Annotated in this window: 12 protein-coding genes; 2 read left to right on the top strand and 10 right to left on the bottom strand. The window is 61.5% G+C overall.

What is annotated here, in order from left to right; genetic code table 11:
• Position 1: 1 nt before the first annotated feature.
• The 5 genes from J5J06_16305 to J5J06_16285 all read right to left on the bottom strand — a co-directional run bounded on the left by J5J06_16305 (position 2) and on the right by J5J06_16285 (position 4,572).
• The gene (locus J5J06_16305; GenBank protein ID MCO6438656.1) at positions 2 to 1,642 is read right to left on the bottom strand and encodes a phosphotransferase; all 1,641 of its coding nucleotides are present in this window, start codon (positions 1,640 to 1,642) and stop codon (positions 2 to 4) included.
• A gap of 6 nt (positions 1,643 to 1,648) precedes the next feature.
• Positions 1,649 to 1,939: an amphi-Trp domain-containing protein gene (locus J5J06_16300; GenBank protein ID MCO6438655.1), complete on the bottom strand. Its 291-nt coding sequence runs from the start codon at positions 1,937 to 1,939 to the stop codon at positions 1,649 to 1,651.
• Positions 1,940 to 1,954: 15 nt separating this feature from the next.
• The gene (locus J5J06_16295; GenBank protein MCO6438654.1) at positions 1,955 to 3,115 is read right to left on the bottom strand and encodes a hypothetical protein; all 1,161 of its coding nucleotides are present in this window, start codon (positions 3,113 to 3,115) and stop codon (positions 1,955 to 1,957) included.
• A gap of 174 nt (positions 3,116 to 3,289) precedes the next feature.
• Positions 3,290 to 3,604, bottom strand: coding sequence for an amphi-Trp domain-containing protein (locus J5J06_16290; protein MCO6438653.1), 315 nt, complete (start codon positions 3,602 to 3,604; stop codon positions 3,290 to 3,292).
• 209 nt (positions 3,605 to 3,813) lie between these two features.
• The gene (locus tag J5J06_16285) at positions 3,814 to 4,572 is read right to left on the bottom strand and encodes a response regulator transcription factor (protein ID MCO6438652.1); all 759 of its coding nucleotides are present in this window, start codon (positions 4,570 to 4,572) and stop codon (positions 3,814 to 3,816) included.
• A 302-nt stretch (positions 4,573 to 4,874) separates the two neighbouring features.
• On the opposite strand from J5J06_16285, the gene J5J06_16280 reads away from it, so the two are divergent.
• The gene (locus tag J5J06_16280) at positions 4,875 to 6,674 is read left to right on the top strand and encodes a glycosyltransferase family 39 protein (GenBank protein ID MCO6438651.1); all 1,800 of its coding nucleotides are present in this window, start codon (positions 4,875 to 4,877) and stop codon (positions 6,672 to 6,674) included.
• Here the strand turns inward: J5J06_16280 and J5J06_16275 are convergent.
• Positions 6,617 to 7,804, bottom strand: coding sequence for a hypothetical protein (locus J5J06_16275; GenBank protein MCO6438650.1), 1,188 nt, complete (start codon positions 7,802 to 7,804; stop codon positions 6,617 to 6,619). The two genes, J5J06_16280 and J5J06_16275, sit on opposite strands and share 58 nt — an antisense overlap.
• 187 nt (positions 7,805 to 7,991) lie before the next feature.
• Here J5J06_16275 and J5J06_16270 point away from each other — a divergent pair, with 187 nt between their 5' ends.
• A complete protein-coding gene (locus J5J06_16270; GenBank protein MCO6438649.1) occupies positions 7,992 to 8,819 on the top strand; it encodes a class I SAM-dependent methyltransferase in 828 nt (275 codons plus the stop codon).
• Here J5J06_16270 and J5J06_16265 read toward each other — a convergent pair.
• From J5J06_16265 to J5J06_16250, 4 genes are all read right to left on the bottom strand, one after another.
• On the bottom strand, positions 8,755 to 9,657 hold the full coding sequence (locus J5J06_16265; protein MCO6438648.1) for a class I SAM-dependent methyltransferase: 903 nt from the start codon (positions 9,655 to 9,657) through the stop codon (positions 8,755 to 8,757). The genes J5J06_16270 and J5J06_16265 overlap by 65 nt on opposite strands.
• 8 nt (positions 9,658 to 9,665) lie before the next feature.
• Positions 9,666 to 11,072: a glycosyltransferase gene (locus J5J06_16260; GenBank protein ID MCO6438647.1), complete on the bottom strand. Its 1,407-nt coding sequence runs from the start codon at positions 11,070 to 11,072 to the stop codon at positions 9,666 to 9,668.
• A gap of 261 nt (positions 11,073 to 11,333) precedes the next feature.
• Positions 11,334 to 14,501: a hypothetical protein gene (locus tag J5J06_16255; protein MCO6438646.1), complete on the bottom strand. Its 3,168-nt coding sequence runs from the start codon at positions 14,499 to 14,501 to the stop codon at positions 11,334 to 11,336.
• Positions 14,502 to 14,666: 165 nt separating this feature from the next.
• Entirely contained in the window at positions 14,667 to 16,175 is a 1,509-nt protein-coding gene (locus J5J06_16250; GenBank protein MCO6438645.1) for a citrate lyase subunit alpha, read from the bottom strand.
• Positions 16,176 to 16,223 lie beyond the last annotated feature (48 nt).

Here is a 16,223-nt window from a genome sequence, read left to right as displayed (position 1 = left end):
CTCAATAAAGCAGCACGTCCGTGCTCAATTCGAACTCTTCCCAGGAGCGCGGGGCGTGATCCACCACGCGTTCCAGCAGATAGACCGCCCTGAGGTACATCATCTTCGCAAAGTCGCCATCCACTTCGAATCGCGTGGATGTCAGGAAGGATCGCGCCAGCCCCAAAGCCAGTCGTGCGGGAAACGTGCCGTCCTTTTGGCGTTCGGCGAAGCCTCGAGCAAATTCAAAGAAGGACGACGCCACACCGTTGAGTGTGTCGCGCACACCGCCATGAAAAACCGGCATGCGGAAATTGGAGACCAGGAACACGGAGACATCCTGTACGTAGTCCGATTCCCGCGAGCGGTGCAGGTCGATGAAGTGAATGGTCCCCTCGCGGTGGTTGAAAATGATATTGTCCGTATTCAAGTCGCCATGGATCAGAACACTGAATGGGGCGCCCAGCGTGCGCTCGACCTCCGTACTCCGCTTCAGGAGATCCTCCAGAGACGACACCGCCAACGTCCCGACGCGGTACCCGCCGGCGGCAAACTCGGGATGCAGACGGTAGACGTCGTCCAGCCTTGTAGTTGCCTGCTTGACGAACTCCGCGTTGCAGGCCTCATTCCGGCGCGTCCGCTCCCAGGCAAGATCGAGGACCCGCTCCAGCTCCGACTGGGCCTGCCGGACCATCCGCTTTTCGGCATTGAGAACAAGATCACGGAACGTGAACCCGTCCAGAAACTCCAGGAGAAGCGCGGCGTCCTCTTCGCCCTCACGAAACTGGAGGATCTGCGGTGGGACGCCTGGCAGGATCTTCTCCCATCGACGGATATTGCCCTCTTCCTTCTTGAGCTTGTCCAGGTGCCCTTTCTTGAAGATCGCCTCCAGATCGTTTCCGTCCTCGCCCTTCTCTTCGACTTTCGCGATCCGACAGCCGGAGCGCGTTTCCCAACTGAATTCGATGGAGTAGTTGCCCATCGACGTATCCGGCTGGAATGACTGAAGGGCCTCGCGCAGGCGGACGTAATCGTGCAGCTTCAGCTTTTCACCGGTGGCCGCGAAAAGGACCGCCTCGCCGATATTCAGCAGGGAATCTCCCATGCGCTCCAGGTAGTGGAAGATGTAGAGCGCGGTGAGCAGATTGTCGGTATCGCCTCCGCCGCGCAGCGCGCTGCGAATCTGCTCGAAATCGCGCTCGTAAAGCTGGTTGAGCGTGGATTCGGCCCGGCAGAGCCGTAGCGCCAGGGCGGTATCGCGCGAGGAAAGGGAATCGTTGACCAGCGCTACCGCTTCAAGCAACTCCGTGAAATAGGTTTGGTAGGCGAAGCGCACCAGGAACTCCGGGTCGGTCAACCGTTGTACGTGCAGACCCACGTTGACGCAGAAGTCGGCGATGCGCTCCAGGTTGGAGGCCGCGACATTGATGGCCGTCACCAGGTTCGCGGAGAACTTGTCGATCGTCGGGTTGTTTCGGAAGTACGAAATGCACTTGCGCTCGATCAGGCTCTTGAGCGTGTCGATGTAGTTGTCCCGGGAGAGGACGGTGCGGATCAGATCGTTATTGGGTTGCTGAACGAAACGGTACACGGTTTCGAGCTGCTTCCGCACCTCGAGCACCATGAAGCCGAAATTGCGATCAATCCCTTCATAGGTAATCATGGAAGATCAGGTCTCGGTGTCCGCGTCAGCGTCGAGAGATTCCACGCGCAGGGGCCGGCCCTTGCGCGGATGATCCTTCCAGCTGAGCTTGAGCACGATTTCCGCGCGCGTGCGTTTCTGCTTGGCGCGGACATCGAACTTGACCAGCGCCGGCGGCTGAAGGACGAACTGGTCGCCGTCGCTGGCGAGCAGTAGTTTTCCCTGCTGGATGCCCTCCCCCAGCGCAGTCAGGTAGCGCACGATGGATGCCCGATCCTGCAACGACTCGTGTGCGAATTCCTTTCCGTCGTCAGCCATGCTGTTCCCCCGTTGTTACTCGCGCAGCCTCGCCCGGTACTCTTCGATGACCCGCCGCCGGTCGGTGTTGGTCGCGATCAGGCTCTTGCGGATGAAGAGATCATCCCATGCGGGCTGAACCCCGATCTCGCGCCCTGCCTTCTCCGGATCCTGGAATCGCGGATCCTTCGCCTTCTCCCCCAGATGACAATCGTCTCCCATGAAGATGAGCAGCCGTCGGTCGCCGTGCTTGCGGCTTCGGTTCATCCGCGCGACCACGTGGACCAGGAAGTCGGTATATTGCTGCGACTGGGGATTCCACACTTCGTACCCGTCCACGTCGTATTCGGCAAGAAGGATGGGCCAGAACTGCTCGGGGTGGGGAATGACGATTCCTCCGCCGATCGACCGGACCTCCTCGATGATCTCCTCCGTTCGATAGAAGTACTCCGGGCTGAAGTACTCCTTCACCACCTGCTTGACCGAGCGTAGCAGGCGCTCCGCATCGTGAACCAGATGCGCGTCGAATCGGTCCCGCAGCGTTTCGAAGTAGTTCATCAGGAGCTTGTTGCGGACCATCTCGGCCGGTATGCGATCCTCGTATTGGTCGTAGAGGGTCTTCAGGTTCCGCGTATGGTCGCGCACGAAGGCGATGACGTCCTCATCGGCACCCGCATTGTCTGCTGCCCGGGCAAACCGCCCCTCGAGGGTCGGGTTGAGAATCGTGTCTATGAACTCCAGCAACTGCTGCGACCGGTATCGAAACGTGTGCGCCAGCATAGCCTTGAACACGTCCGCCCGCCCGATCCGCGATCGCTCGAAGTGCACCAGCAGTTGGACTTTTCGATTGAATCCCCGCGAAAAGCAGTCCACCTCGACACCGGCATGCTCCCCGAATTCCATCAGGACGTTGTGCTGCGTGGGGATGATCAGGGCATGCTCCCGCGCCGGGAACATGGCATCGATCCGCGCCTGGACGATCTCCAATGGAACGAACTCCGGATGCCAGTGGACGGCGATGACGTCCGCCTGCCGGGGGAAGACCACTCCGGGCTCCCTGATGCGGTCACGCTGTTCGTTGGTAAGCTCGTTGGATGTCAGCCGCAGAAACACCTGCTCGTCGGCTTCGCAGGGCCCGCCGGGTGCGGATCGGGATGGAGACGGAAGGGTCTCGTCGTGGGTGGCGCGAACGGCCATAAGTCCTGTATTCCTTGCATGAGGGCGGGGCAAACACGGCGGCTGACCCAACATCAATATGGTATCGGGATCTTGGGGCAACGGCAACGGAACGTGCCGACCGGGCGCATGCACGCTCGACCGCGGAAGCACCTCGGTGTCGATCCCCTTCTCGGAAGAGAAAGCGCGGGCTTCTCAGGCGGACTTGCTCCGCACTTCTTCCAGGCTCGTATTTGTGGGTGTATCGTCCGGGCTGATGTGAAGATCCCCCTGGGTCGTTTCCTCCTCCTCCTGCTTCCGCCAGGCAATGCGCAGGGAGATTGACTCCCGATCGTCCTTCTGGCTGGCCTCGAGTTCAAGCCTGACCATTGCCTCGGGCGTCAACGTGAGCGACTTCTCACAATTCGTAATGCAAACCCGACCGGCCTTGAGCGACTTCACCACATCCTCGAGGTAGCCGATCGCCTTGGGGAGATCGAGATTCGCCTTCATCTTCGCTTCGGATTTCATGACGTGCTCCCTGCAGGAATTGCCACGGACGCCGGAACCGCTCGAGCTCGCGCCCACTGGTGGCCGTCCTTCAATTTGTCGTCAATACCTGGTTGGCCGGTCGGCGGATTATATCAGGATTCGACTTGCGCCCAATGGCGCAAGAGCGGCAGAATTCGCGGGAAGATTCCAAAAGGGCATTGTGGCTTTACGGCATGCCGGCAGACCACTCAGATGACCGGCTGTGCCCGGTTTCGCACCCCTTCCGGGGATGAGCGGCGCGGCGGATGCACGCAAACGTACCCGACTCCGCGAACCGTCTGAATCCACGGCGCCAGATTCGCCAGCTTCTTGCGCAGTGCCGTCATGTGCACGTCGATGCGGCGATCGTCATTTCCACCACCAAAAACGGACTTGATCAATTGCGACCGCCGGACGACCCGTCCCTGGGCTGAAATGATCAAACGGGCAAGTTCAAATTCGGTGGGCGTAAGCTGGATCTCCCGCCCCTCGCCGCGGAGTTCGTGCAGCGACTGGATAAGGGTGAATGGCCCGTATTCGATTCGCCCCCCTCTCGCGCCCTGCGAGTCTTTTCGAGCGGAAAGTGCTCGAATTCGGGCAAGCATGACACGAATGGAGAAGGGCCAGGTGATGTAATCGTCGGCCCCCAGGGCGAAGGCCACCAAGGCATCGGCTTCGTCCTGACCCTCGGCCACAACCATGATCGGGATGCTGGACGTAGCAGAGTCTGACTTGAGCCGAGTCAGTGCCGGATCGACCGAGGAGCCGCCGGCGGAGCGGTCCAGAAGGATTATGTCGGGACGGCGCTCGCGACAGAAGCGAACGGCACCCTCCACGTCCGACGCACGGTGAAGATCGAGATTCCGCGGGCGCGGAGCGCTGCTGAGGGTCGAATGCAGGGTACTTCCCGCTTCGACCAGCAGGACGACCCGCTCAGGCTGCTCCCACTGCTGGCTGGTGGAGCCCACGCACTACCTCTTCAGTGTCGGGACGCGACCGCTACGTCGCTCGAACGCGAAGCAAGGCTCACCGATCGAACCAAGCCTAGCCCATGAATGTTAAGAATCCTCGGGGACCAGATTAGAATCGCGCTTAGAGATTGAAAAGCCCCTTTCTTATTGGAATACGGTTTCCCGGCCTCCGGGAGCCTGTCCGGCTCGATCCACCTCCTTGTGATTCCGATAACCACTCTATGCGAAACGGACCTTCGGGAAATGGCATCCTCACCGAAGTGCCCCCGCAGCCGGAGATTATGCCGCGACCGGGGCGAATGGGCCCGACTACCCGAGCATGTCCGAAGGAGGCTGGGTTTCGTTCGTCGGCGGGACCCTGCGGAGAACTCGCCGGGCACAAGGGACGGTCGGCCGTACGGGGGTGGGCCATCGTCTTCCTGATCATCCTGGCTGCGGTGCCGAGGTTGCCCGGCATTACCAGCGTTGGTATTCGCTTCGACGACGAAAGCGCCTATGCCCTTGATGCCCGCCTCTGGCATCGCTGTGCCAAGGCGGTCATCGACCGTCCGTTTCTTGCGGCCTTAGCACAGGGAGACAAAGCCGCCGCCCAGGGGAGGCTCGCCGAACTGGGAATCGACTTCAGGGATCGGTACATGAAGCCGTCGCAAGGCTTCACCTTCCTGGCGGCCGGCCTGATGTTCTTTACCGGCGACGGACCCGGAGCGTTGCTTCTTCTCAATGCCCTCGCCGGAATTGCCTCGGTGGTGGTGCTCTACCTGCTCGTCGCTCCCATTTTCGGTTTCCCGACGGGGATGCTCGCCGCCGGGCTCCTGGCGGTGTCCCCGTACCACGTTTTCTACAGCCGGTCAGCCTTCACGGAGGCGACATCGGGCCTGTTCGTGCTGATGGGGTTTCTCTTCTGGTCGCAGGCTCGATTGAAGTGCTCATCAGCTTCACGGCGGTGGATGTTCCTGGCCGGGCTGTCCATGGGCTACGCAGCGATCTGCCATTATCGGGCGGCTTTCTTCTTGCCCGTTCTCGCAGCTTACGAAGGGATTGGCGCCGTCGCAGCGGCTCGCGACGAAGCAGCAGCGAACCGTGGCAAACTGATTCGCGAGTGGCTGATCGCCCTGGCGGGAGCGATCTGCCCCATATTGGCACTTGACCTTTTTTTCCGCGGAGGAATCCTGATCGCCCGACTGACAGACAGTTATCTGCCGCTCCTGTCGCTGACGGAAGCGTGCTGGCGCTGGGGGAAAGTGGTGGCGGTAGATCCTGGCCTGAACGAACCCGGTCTGTTTCACCCCGGCGTCCTGGCGGCGTACGGTGCGTACTACACGCACTGGCACGGCGTTTTCGCAACGGTCATGGCAAGCTTGGGGCTGATTGCGATGTTCCGATATCGGTCGCTTTCCCGGGCGCTGGCAGTGGTCTGCATCGCATTCCTGTTTGTGCTGCTGCTGCAAGGCCTCGTCGTGGCCCGGACGCTTTCGAGCGTGTTGCCCTTCCTCTGTTTGAGCTCGTCCGTCGCGGTCGTTTTCGTTGTTGGAAAGGTGGGACTCGTCCATCGCCGACTCGCCGGAATCATCGCTACGACCATGGTTGCCGCCCTGGCGCTGCCGTCCCTGCTGCAGATTGCCGCACTGATACCCAAGCGAAGCATGTTTGAGGACGCAGCGTCATTTCTGCGCAACCACAGCGGCGAAGTCGCCACACATCAGGCGGGCAAGTTCAAGCTCTACCTGGACGACACTGACCGGATCGTCGACGGTGCCCGCTTCCACCGCATGGGCTCACCGGAAGAAGTACTCGGCCGATTGCGTGCCGATGGCGTTCGCTGGGTCATCGCCGATCCGCAGTACTGGCACTATCGGACGTTTCCACATGTCTTCGACTGGTGGTCGGAACTCAACACCCTTTTGAACCGGAAAGCCCATCTGGCCCTGGAGCTGCCCCACTGCCGCGATTTTCGCTGGGAGTTTCTCGCCGAAGGACCGGGTCTCGCTGCTCTCGACGAAATGGCCGCAGTCGACGGCGGCGGGCTGAAAATCTACGACATTCAAGGCATCGAATCCGCCGTCGCAACGGTCTCCCGACGTGATCCGGCCGTGAAGTGACGTGCAAGTGCTGCTGCACGATCGGCTTCGCGCTCGCTACGAGTGCGAAGGTAATCGGGCAAGTTACGGCGTATTCCCGCGCCGATCTGGTCGACCAGAATGGCTTCGGCTTCGGGCTTGAGATGACAGATGTCATACATGGTCTGATTGTCGCCTCGTATCACCGCGGCCGCATCGACCAGGTCAACCTGGTCAGACTCGGCTGCGAGTGAGCGGGTAATCTCGTTGGCGTCATCCATGGCGGCCAGCAACCCCTTGATTTCCGTCTCTCGATTTCCGGTCTGCGTAACGAGGATCGTGGGAATCTGCCACTGCCGCGTGATGGCGAGGATGTTGGTCATGTGCCGGCGGAAAGCGTCCATGCCATGGTACGGATCCTGCTCGAAGTCGGGGACGTAGCGCATGATGGCATTGACCCACGTCCATTCCTGGTGCGGCTGGTAGAACCACGCTCGAATTTGCACATACACGGCAACGTGGTCCAGCAAGCGGGGCATGGAATCCCAGAAGACAGGCTCGGGGCGCGCCAGCCGCGCGCGCCAATGGGCATAATCCTGCCTGTAATCCCGGCCAAATGCGGGCCAGCCGTCGTTCGTGGCATGCAGCACGATGACCAGATCGGGATCGAGTGGGAGGCAACGCATGGTCAGGTTGATAAGCGATTCCGCGCTCGTCCAACTGATGCAGGCCGCGTTCACGACTTCGAGACGCAACCCCCGCTCCTCAAAGAGCGCCCGAAGCGCGTCTTCCAGCTTCGCCGGGTAGCCCAGGAAAGTCGTCGAACCCCCTAGGCACACGACACGAAATACATCGTCCGGCTTCTTCTCGCCCGGCGCGGAAAGTCGAAGGCCCTTCATCTCGATATCCGGTGATGACACGCGCGGAACGAAAGGCAAGTAGGGATACTCGCGATCATACTTGGTGTACAAACCCTCGCTGCGCTGAGTCCTCCCCGAGTCGAAGTGGCGGCGCACCTCCTGGATGGAATAGCCCCGCATACGGATGTAGAGCCGTGCGGCGAGCTCGGCCGTGGCCGCCATGCCGGTCCAGAGCAATAGGACGAATAGCAACCGGGTGCGAATCGAGACGCGCGTGGGCCTTGTCCCCGCGAGGTGTGCGGTGTCGTTCAAGCGGGTCCTCCGAATGGGCTCGTCCTTGAGGATCTGATTGAACTATCGGACGTTCGCACTGACCGCCGCAGATTACCCGTCTCTTGAAGGAGTACTTTCTCAAACGTGCTCACAATCCGGCCGATAGAACCGAAAGAGGTCCGGTAAGCTTCCGTCCAATCACGGGGGATGAAGCACGAGTGCAAGGATGGTCCGAGAAGGCGAGATCGAACACGGACGAATGATCGCGGGCACGGCGGAGTCGATCTGGAACTGGTCGAGCCCGGCTGGCCGCCGCCGCGCGGAGCGCCGCGCGGAGCTGATCATTTCCGGTGCAGAGCTAACGCCCGGCATGCGCGTGCTGGAACTGGGCTGCGGCACGGGCTTGTTCACGGAGAAGTTCGTCCGCAGCGGCGCGGCCGTAACCGCAATCGATGTTTCGCCGGATCTGCTCGATCTTGCCCGCCAGCGCACGGCCTGGCCCATGGGTGTCATCTTTCGGCTGGCCGATGCCGAAAACCTGCCGTTTGAGGCCGAGACTTTTGATGCAGTGGTCGGATCAAGCGTTCTGCATCATCTGCGCATCGAGCGAGCGGCTGCCGAGGTTTTTCGCGTTCTCAAGCCTCATGGACGCATCGCTTTCGCCGAACCCAACATGCTCAATCCGCAGATCGCCTTGCAGCGCAACGTGCCCATGTTGCGGCGCCTCGCCGGCGAAAGCCCGGAAGAGACGGCCTTCGTCCGGTGGTCGCTGGCTCGACTGCTTCGCGAGCAAGGATTCGCGGAAGTGCAGATCAAACCCTACGACTTCCTGCACCCCGCCACCCCGCGCGTTATGATTCCCCTGGTGCAGCGCATCGGGCGAATCGTGGAGGCGTTGCCAGTACTTCGCGAAGTCGCGGGCTCGCTGATTATTCAGGGTCGAAAGAGCGCTGTCGTGAGCGTCCGCAGTCGTCGCAAGGAAGGCCTGCTCATGGAGTGGCAAGAACGTGCTCGCAACGCTCTTGCTCCGCAGGATGCTCCCCTGCCGGCCTGAACCGGCTCTGCTTCTCAACTACAATCGTCTGAAACATCCCGAGGTGATTGTTCCAAGGGGCGAGGAACCGCTCAAGCCTGCCGACGGAACCATTCCATCGCTCGGGGATCATGGGCCGGCCGCTGAGCCCACCGCTGAGAAGATAGCGAAACGGGGAATGCGGCTCCACTCTCACAAGGCAGAGTTCGGGGAATTCAGCACCAAGAACCTCGCGGTCGCGCGAGAACACGATCCAGGGCAGTGCCGTATTGGCGACGGACATCGGTCGCCCGTTTCCGCCGAGCGACCAGCCCGCTTTGGGCCGATACGGCTCGTGATGAAGGAAACGGTAGACGAACCGCGCCAGCGGCGTGCGCGCCGGCTCGATCATGACCAACCGTCCGCCGTCACAAAGACAGCGGCTTGCCTCGGAAAGGAACCTACGAACATCGGGCAGGTGATGAAACACGGCCAGCATGAAGAAGACGGAAACCGTACCGTCAGAAAACGGCATGTCTTGCGCAGAGCAAACGCGATCCACGCCGACGTCGGGAAAGACATCGGACGTGACGATATCGTCTGCGAACTCCTTGATGAACCCGCCGCCACTGCCCAACTCAACGCGGAGCGATCCAGATTGAACCGGCCCGGCCGCGGCAAGCAGACGTCCGTAGAAGTCTTCGTATACCGCTCGGAGCAAAGGGCGCTGAGCGATGATCCGCCGATGGTGCTCAATCCGTTCCGGCGCATCGAGGTCATCCGGCAACTGCGGACGGCGCAGCCCGATTCTCGAAAGGGCCCGGTCCCAGGGGCTCTCGGTAACACGGAATGCATCGTTGGCGGAAAACGAATCGCCCATCTTGATCCTCAGACGAAACGGAGCTTTCGAGCGGCGACCCCGCACATCTGGAGAAGCATCCAACCGTGGCGGAATCGGGAAATGTTCGTCTCGCCGTACGTTCGCGCCTTGTAGTGAACCGGCAGGTCGGTGATTTTCAGCCCCAGCCGGGCGGCGCCGAAGAGCAGATCGAAGTCGCCGAAAGGATCGAGCGAACCCAGAAAGCCCCGCCGGGCCGCGATCCGCTCGTAATCTCGCCGGAGTAATACTTTCGTTCCGCAAAGCGTGTCGCGGAAGCGTTGCCCGAGGAGGTACGTAAACACCAGCCCGAAGAGCTTGTTGCCGAGCAGGTTCAGGAAGCGCATGGCCCGTCGATCCATCAAGTAGACCATCCGCGAGCCGTTCATCAGCTCACCCTGGCCTCGACACAACGCTTCGTAAAACGAAGGGAGTTCTTCCGGCGGGACGCTCAGGTCCGCGTCGAGGATCATCAGAACGTCGCCGCGCGCCGACGCGAAGCCGGATCGAACAGCGTCCCCTTTTCCCCGACCCGGTTGTTGCATGGCGCGAACCGTCATGGGTCCTTCATACGCTTCGACGGCACGGCAAATGGCCGCCCATGTGTCATCCCGGCTGCCGCCTTCGACGAAGATGAGTTCCTGGCGATCGCACAACTGGGGAATGCGCTGGATAATCCGCTGGATATTGCCCGCTTCGTTGCGCGCTGGAACGACGATGGAAACGGACGGCTTGGGCTCGTCATCACGCACCGGCGCCGCCTCCAGCGACCGCGCCACGATGACGTAGTTTAGCCCGAGGTGCTCCAGAATGGGGAGATTCCCGACCAGGCGATTGATGATGCCGGAAAGCGGTGGAACCCTGACGGGAACTGGCGTCATGCCGGTACAGGAAATCGTCTCGAATCCACCCAATCGCAAAAGGTGGCGCACCTCGTCCGCCGGCAACCAGTTCTGCTCCGGTGAGGCCGATTTGATCTTGAGCCGTTCCGCAAGACGGAGAATCGGCTGCCAGGTACGATTGTAGTGAACGATGACGAGCCGCGTGCGGGCGTGGCATACACGCTGGACGGATCGGAGCAGGCACGACACGTCGTAGGCTTCGCCGAGGACTTGGGACAGGATCACGTAGTCGAAACAATCGCCGAGCGAATCGACGCGCTCGCCAGGAAGGCGCAGGAAGCGCAGCTGCGGATGCCGCGCCCGGGCTCCGGCGATCATGCGGCCGCTGACGTCCACCCCCACCCCCACCGCGGGGCGGAGGCACGCGAGCAAATCTCCATGTCCGCAACCGATCTCGAGCACACGTGATCCGGGTTCGACCAATCTCGCCAGCCGGTCCCGAATCCGAGCGTGATAATAGGGAATTTGCGCCGACCGCGCAGGACGCTGCTCCCGGGCGTCGTAGAACGAGGACACTGCACGGAGCCACTCCTCGGGGGCATCGTAGACGCCAGATCCCTCACGTACCGCGTGTGTTCCGCAGGCGCCATCTGCGCCGCCGCGATACGCGCCGTCATGCAGATCCCCCGATGGGAGAAGCTCTAATGTTGGTGCATGAGCGTCCAAAACGACCGATCCCGAGGCGCGGGAGCATCCCGTCGCGTCGCAGGTATATCGGTCTTTCCGGCGCGTGCCTTGGACGAAGGTGTCCCTTGGGGGCCCGCTTCAGCCCGTCTGTTACGGACAATCCTCGGGTTGAGCAAACGGGTACGGGACCCCGCGAAACGCGTTCACAACCTGAAGAATGTCCGTCCCGTTGACCACTCGGTCGGGCACTTGCGGGTGGACGTCGACCCAGGAAATGGGCGGTGCGGCCGGGTCGCCGACCGACGCCCGCAAGGTCGCAACGATATCCAGTCCGGTGACCGCCCCATCCGGCCAAAGCCACTGCCCGGTTTCGCTGTCAAAGACGCCCACGGTATCACCCCAGAGCCGACCGTCGGAAGGCTGGGGCACCGTTGTGACGGCAAGTCCGCCCGAGTATTCCACGAAGTCAGGGGTCGCACTGATGACATATTGGTGGTTGGGCACGATCGGGCAACCCGTCACGCCAACGATCGGTTCGGTCCACACACGCGGTGCAGTTGCGGTGGTCTGTACGAGGGACAATCCGGATCCGTTCGGGTCGCCCACCCAACCGACCAAGATCCGGTTTCCACTGCCATCCAGCCGCTCAACGCGATAACTCACCGGTAAACTGCCCGGTTCAGGCACGAACGTCACGTATCGCGTCTTGGGTCCGTTTTGCGGATAGGCGGCCTGTACCGCCCGACCGAATCCGCACTCAACGCCACGGATTGAAAATGCATCGATGGCTGCGCCCGTGGTCGGTGCGGTTCCGCCGTGGTTGATGCTGAATCGAATCCGTACCTTTGATTTACCGGGAAGGATGGAGGCCAGCGAGAATTCCTTCTGCACCCATCCCCCGAGTACGTCTTCCCCGCTGGGCCCTACTGTCTCCAAAGGAATCCACGTGGAACCGCCGTCACCGGAGACGTCGACCTGAAGAACGTCGCTGCCCCCGGGGCTTCCCCCGTTGTTCACGAACGCGCGGGCATAGCGCAAACGAGGTGATGCCGCCGGGATCAGATCGAAGTCCGGAGAAATCAGCTCAGTGGAGCCGAGGGTGACCGGATCGCCCCCTCCGGTGATAAAGCACTTGCCGGAACCGTCAAAGTCGGACGTCGGCAGCCCGAATCCGCTCAGTTCAGGAGGCGTCGCCAGCTCCCAAGCGCCGGTCGCCGCCGCACCGCCAACGGACCACTCCGGTGCAACCTCGAAATCCTCCTGGGCGACGGTTTCCAGGCTCTGGGCGATGTCGGCCTTGTACGGCAGCGCCGCCCCACCGGGCGGATCCGTAACCGGACCTCCGTTGGTGTCCACCGTGACGAAAAACTCGACGACGTCGCCGCATACGGCTCCGGGGATGTTGACCTCGTATTGGCCCGGAGAAATCTCGTCCATGGGGATCACGCTGTAGGTTCCGCCGTTTACCCGATAGCTAAGCGAACCGGATGCTGCGACGGGTGCAAATGCCGACTGCTGGACATTGACGTGCAACGTCGTACCCGATTGCGGCTGGACGAACTGCGGAACGCCCTGGGGATAGTCAAACCGGATCAGCACGCGCGGCGGACAATCCATGTTGTGGGCCGCAAAGCCGGCGCAAACCGGTTCATACAGCGGCGTGCCGTTCTCCAGATCCGCATCGTCGTCATCCAACGTCAGGTAATCGATCGCAATCTGAGGAGTGATCAGGTTCCCCTGGTGCAGCAGGATGCTGTTGACGGCCAGGTTCGACAGCATGGACAAGTAGTCATCCGGATAGAGCGCCGCAAGCTCGTCGCGGGTGCTCCACACCGCGCCGGAAATCAGTCGGCCGCAGGAGTGAATCTCCCCGTCACAGGGATACTGCATCGAGTTGTCCGCGCTACGCAGCGGCGACGAGCAGTTCCCGGAAAAGCCGTAACCCGTCCCGGCTTCGTCCGTAATCAGCATGCCAACCGTGTCGCCCATGCCTTCGCCGTATTGGCCTTGGCCGCTGCCGCCGACCTGCACGAGATGATGACCGTACTCGTGGTAAACGACGGTCGAGAACGCTGTATTGGGGCTGAAGCTGCCCGCAGAGCAGAAATTGATGGATGAACCGTCGTACCAGGCGTTTCCGGGACAATAGCCGTCGTTCCGGTTCACCCAGACCGGCATTTCGGTCTGCGCGGCGATGTACGGATAGGCCGGGTTCACTCCGAGAATAAAATCCCGGACAGTATTGGCGCTGATATAGCCGTTGACCTCCGCCCGTGTAAATTCCTGATTCGACATGTTGTGCTGGAAGGTGGCCGGACCGGGAGGCGTGACGTTTCCGAAGAATTCCGACGAAGCCCCCTGGTAATTCTGGGTCACGAACCAGTGACCGCGGACCGCGGAGTAGATCTTGACCGGGCTCGTTCCGGGCGTCGGAAACACGAAACTCCCGTCTGCTTCCCCGAATACCAAATCGGTGGCCGAGCGGATCTTGGGATACGGCAGAGGCATCGATACTTCCGGGCCACAGATGTCCGCCCCGGTTCCCTGGGTAGCCAGGCCGCTGACGGTTCCCAGAATGTCCGCGTGATGGATGAGGTTCTCATCGGAGAGAATTCGTCCGGTCGCGGCGTCGATCACGAAGCTGCGTTTCTTCGGATGTGTCACATAGTCAATGCCGTTGTCGGCCTGGAATCGCAGGCCAAGCGCCGGCGTTGGGTAATCTTCGTTCTCACCCGCCCAGATCACATCTTCGGCCGCCGTGAAACTGGTCAGGTCGGGATAGCGCGCCACGACGGCGGCCTTCGCCTCGGTTATCGATACCTTACCCTGGCGGTCGGGGTGAAAATCGCCCAGGTCCCGCAGACTCGAGCGGGCGAGAACCACCGGGCTTCCCGGCTCATTTCGAACCAGCAGGCGCAAGTCGGCCTGGTGTACGGGCAAGCCATCACGAGACTGCGAATAGTAAACCAGCGTGAACTTGTACTTGCCCGTGGCCGGGTCATACATGAGCGGTTGCTCGAGTCGACCGGCCACCGGACCGCCCGGCTTCAGTTCAGCCGCGGGGACGCCAAAAACGGCGGCGTGATCACGAATGAACGCAGCGGCCGAGTCGGCGGGGGTCTGACCGGTTGTCATGGCTCGGCCGTAAACCGTCTGGGCGTTCGACTTGACCTCGTACGCCGTCGCGCCGGGAAAGGCTGCCTTAAGCGAGGCCATCGCTTCGGCCCGCTGCCGCGCCTCCATCACGCGGTCACCCGCAAGCGCGGTCGAGGAAAACAGAATCGCCGCCGTCATCATGCTCGCCGTTGCGCGCATCATCACTCACTCCGTTAACGCCTTGTCTGGGATTGGCTTAGACGCCCCTTGCCTATGTTATACCGGATCAGGTTCTCAAAGGGAACCCGGAATTGTGGACCGGACCCGGCCGTCCAGGGGTTTTGTATTGAAACCGGCCGCCTGACGCAACAACCGCTGCCGCAATTCTCAAACTGGAACCTGACGCACGGCGTCGATGACCGTGCCGTCAACCCAGTTAATGGCCGCGACGATGCGATCGCCGAGTTGTGGCGGAGCGGGGGCTCCACCACACAAATCGTAGACCTCTGATTTAATTTCTTCAATTGACCGGATCGGGAGGCGAGAGCTGCGTGTTGCATCGAGCAGGTCGGTTCGCCGCGGGTTGATGGCGATTCCCCGCTCGGTAACGATCACATCCACCAACTCACCGGGTCCGCAGAGCGTGGTTACACGATCCACGACGACAGGGATGCGGTCTCGAACCGACGGGATGGGCAGAATGACACATTGCCCAAACAGGCAGTTCTGCCAGCCGCCGATCCCGTGCAACAGGCGTCCGTCAGAGTGGGTCACGACGTTGGCGTTGAAGTCCACGTCGACTTCCGTGGCGCCGAGTACCGCCACATCCACCAGCGAATTGAAGAAGCCCTTGCCGTGGTAGTTGTAGCTGGTGAAAGGGCTGGTGGGTTGATGGCGCGGGTTGTCGCGCATCGACCGAACGCCGTCGAGGTCGAAGGTCTGGCCGTCGAGGATGTAATCGGTCAATCCCTCCTCGAGAAGCTCGACGAGGTACTTGGTGCTGCCGCCGCGAACGAACCTCGCCCGGACGCCCGCGTCCTTCATGAATTGCTTGAGGTAAGGAATGAAGGCCAATGCGGTGCCGCCCGCGCCCGCCTGGAACGAGAAGCCATCGCGCATCAATCCCGCTTCGCGGATAAATCGCGCGGTGTACTCGGCAATGAGAAGACGATCGGGGCTCTTGGTGATCTCCGTCGTACCCGAAACGATTTTGCTCGGGTCGCCGACTGAATCCAGGACCACGACTTGATCCACGTTGTTGCCCTGAATCTGCCATGGGATGCATGGAAATGGAATGAGGTTGTCGGTGACCACGATCACGTGATCGGCGTAGATCGAGTCAGCCAGACCGAAGTTGACGGAACCGCAAGCGGAGGGCCCCATCACGCCGTTGCCGTTGCCGAATGGATCGGCGGTCGGCACCGCGAGGACCGCAATATCGATGTGCACGTCGCCGTCCTGAATGGCCTGCCATCGCCCGCCGTGGGAGCGCAACACGGCCGTGCCGCGCATCTTGCCCGTGGAACAATAGTCTCCGAGCGGGCCATTCATGCTGCCCTCGATATGATGGATAACCCCGCTCTCGAGGTGCTCGATCATCGGCGCGTGGCAGGGGAACGCGGCACTGGGAAACCAGCGCAAATCGCGGACGCCGAGTTTGGCGGCGGCATCGAACACGGCGTTGGCCACCTTGTCGCCGTTGCGGAAATGGTGGTGGCTGGAAATGGTCATGCCGTTGCGCAGGCCGGCATTTTTCAAGGCCGTGAGGAGGTCGGGCACAACCTTGTTGCCGTCGGCGGGATAGTCACTCGCGGAGCGAATGGGGGGCGCGGCCTTGCGCCCTGTCGGACGATGCTTGCCGATTCCCTTGAAGGGCACGACGGGGCGGCCGTTGATTTCCTGGGGAACTGGGCGGCCGAGCGCATTTGCGACGAGTTCTTCGAC

This window comes from Phycisphaerae bacterium (assembly GCA_024102815.1).
Lineage (GTDB): Bacteria > Planctomycetota > Phycisphaerae > UBA1845 > UBA1845 > JAGFJJ01.
The sequence above is the reverse complement of the archived record's forward strand: the minus strand, read 5'-3'. Positions and strand labels throughout refer to the sequence as shown.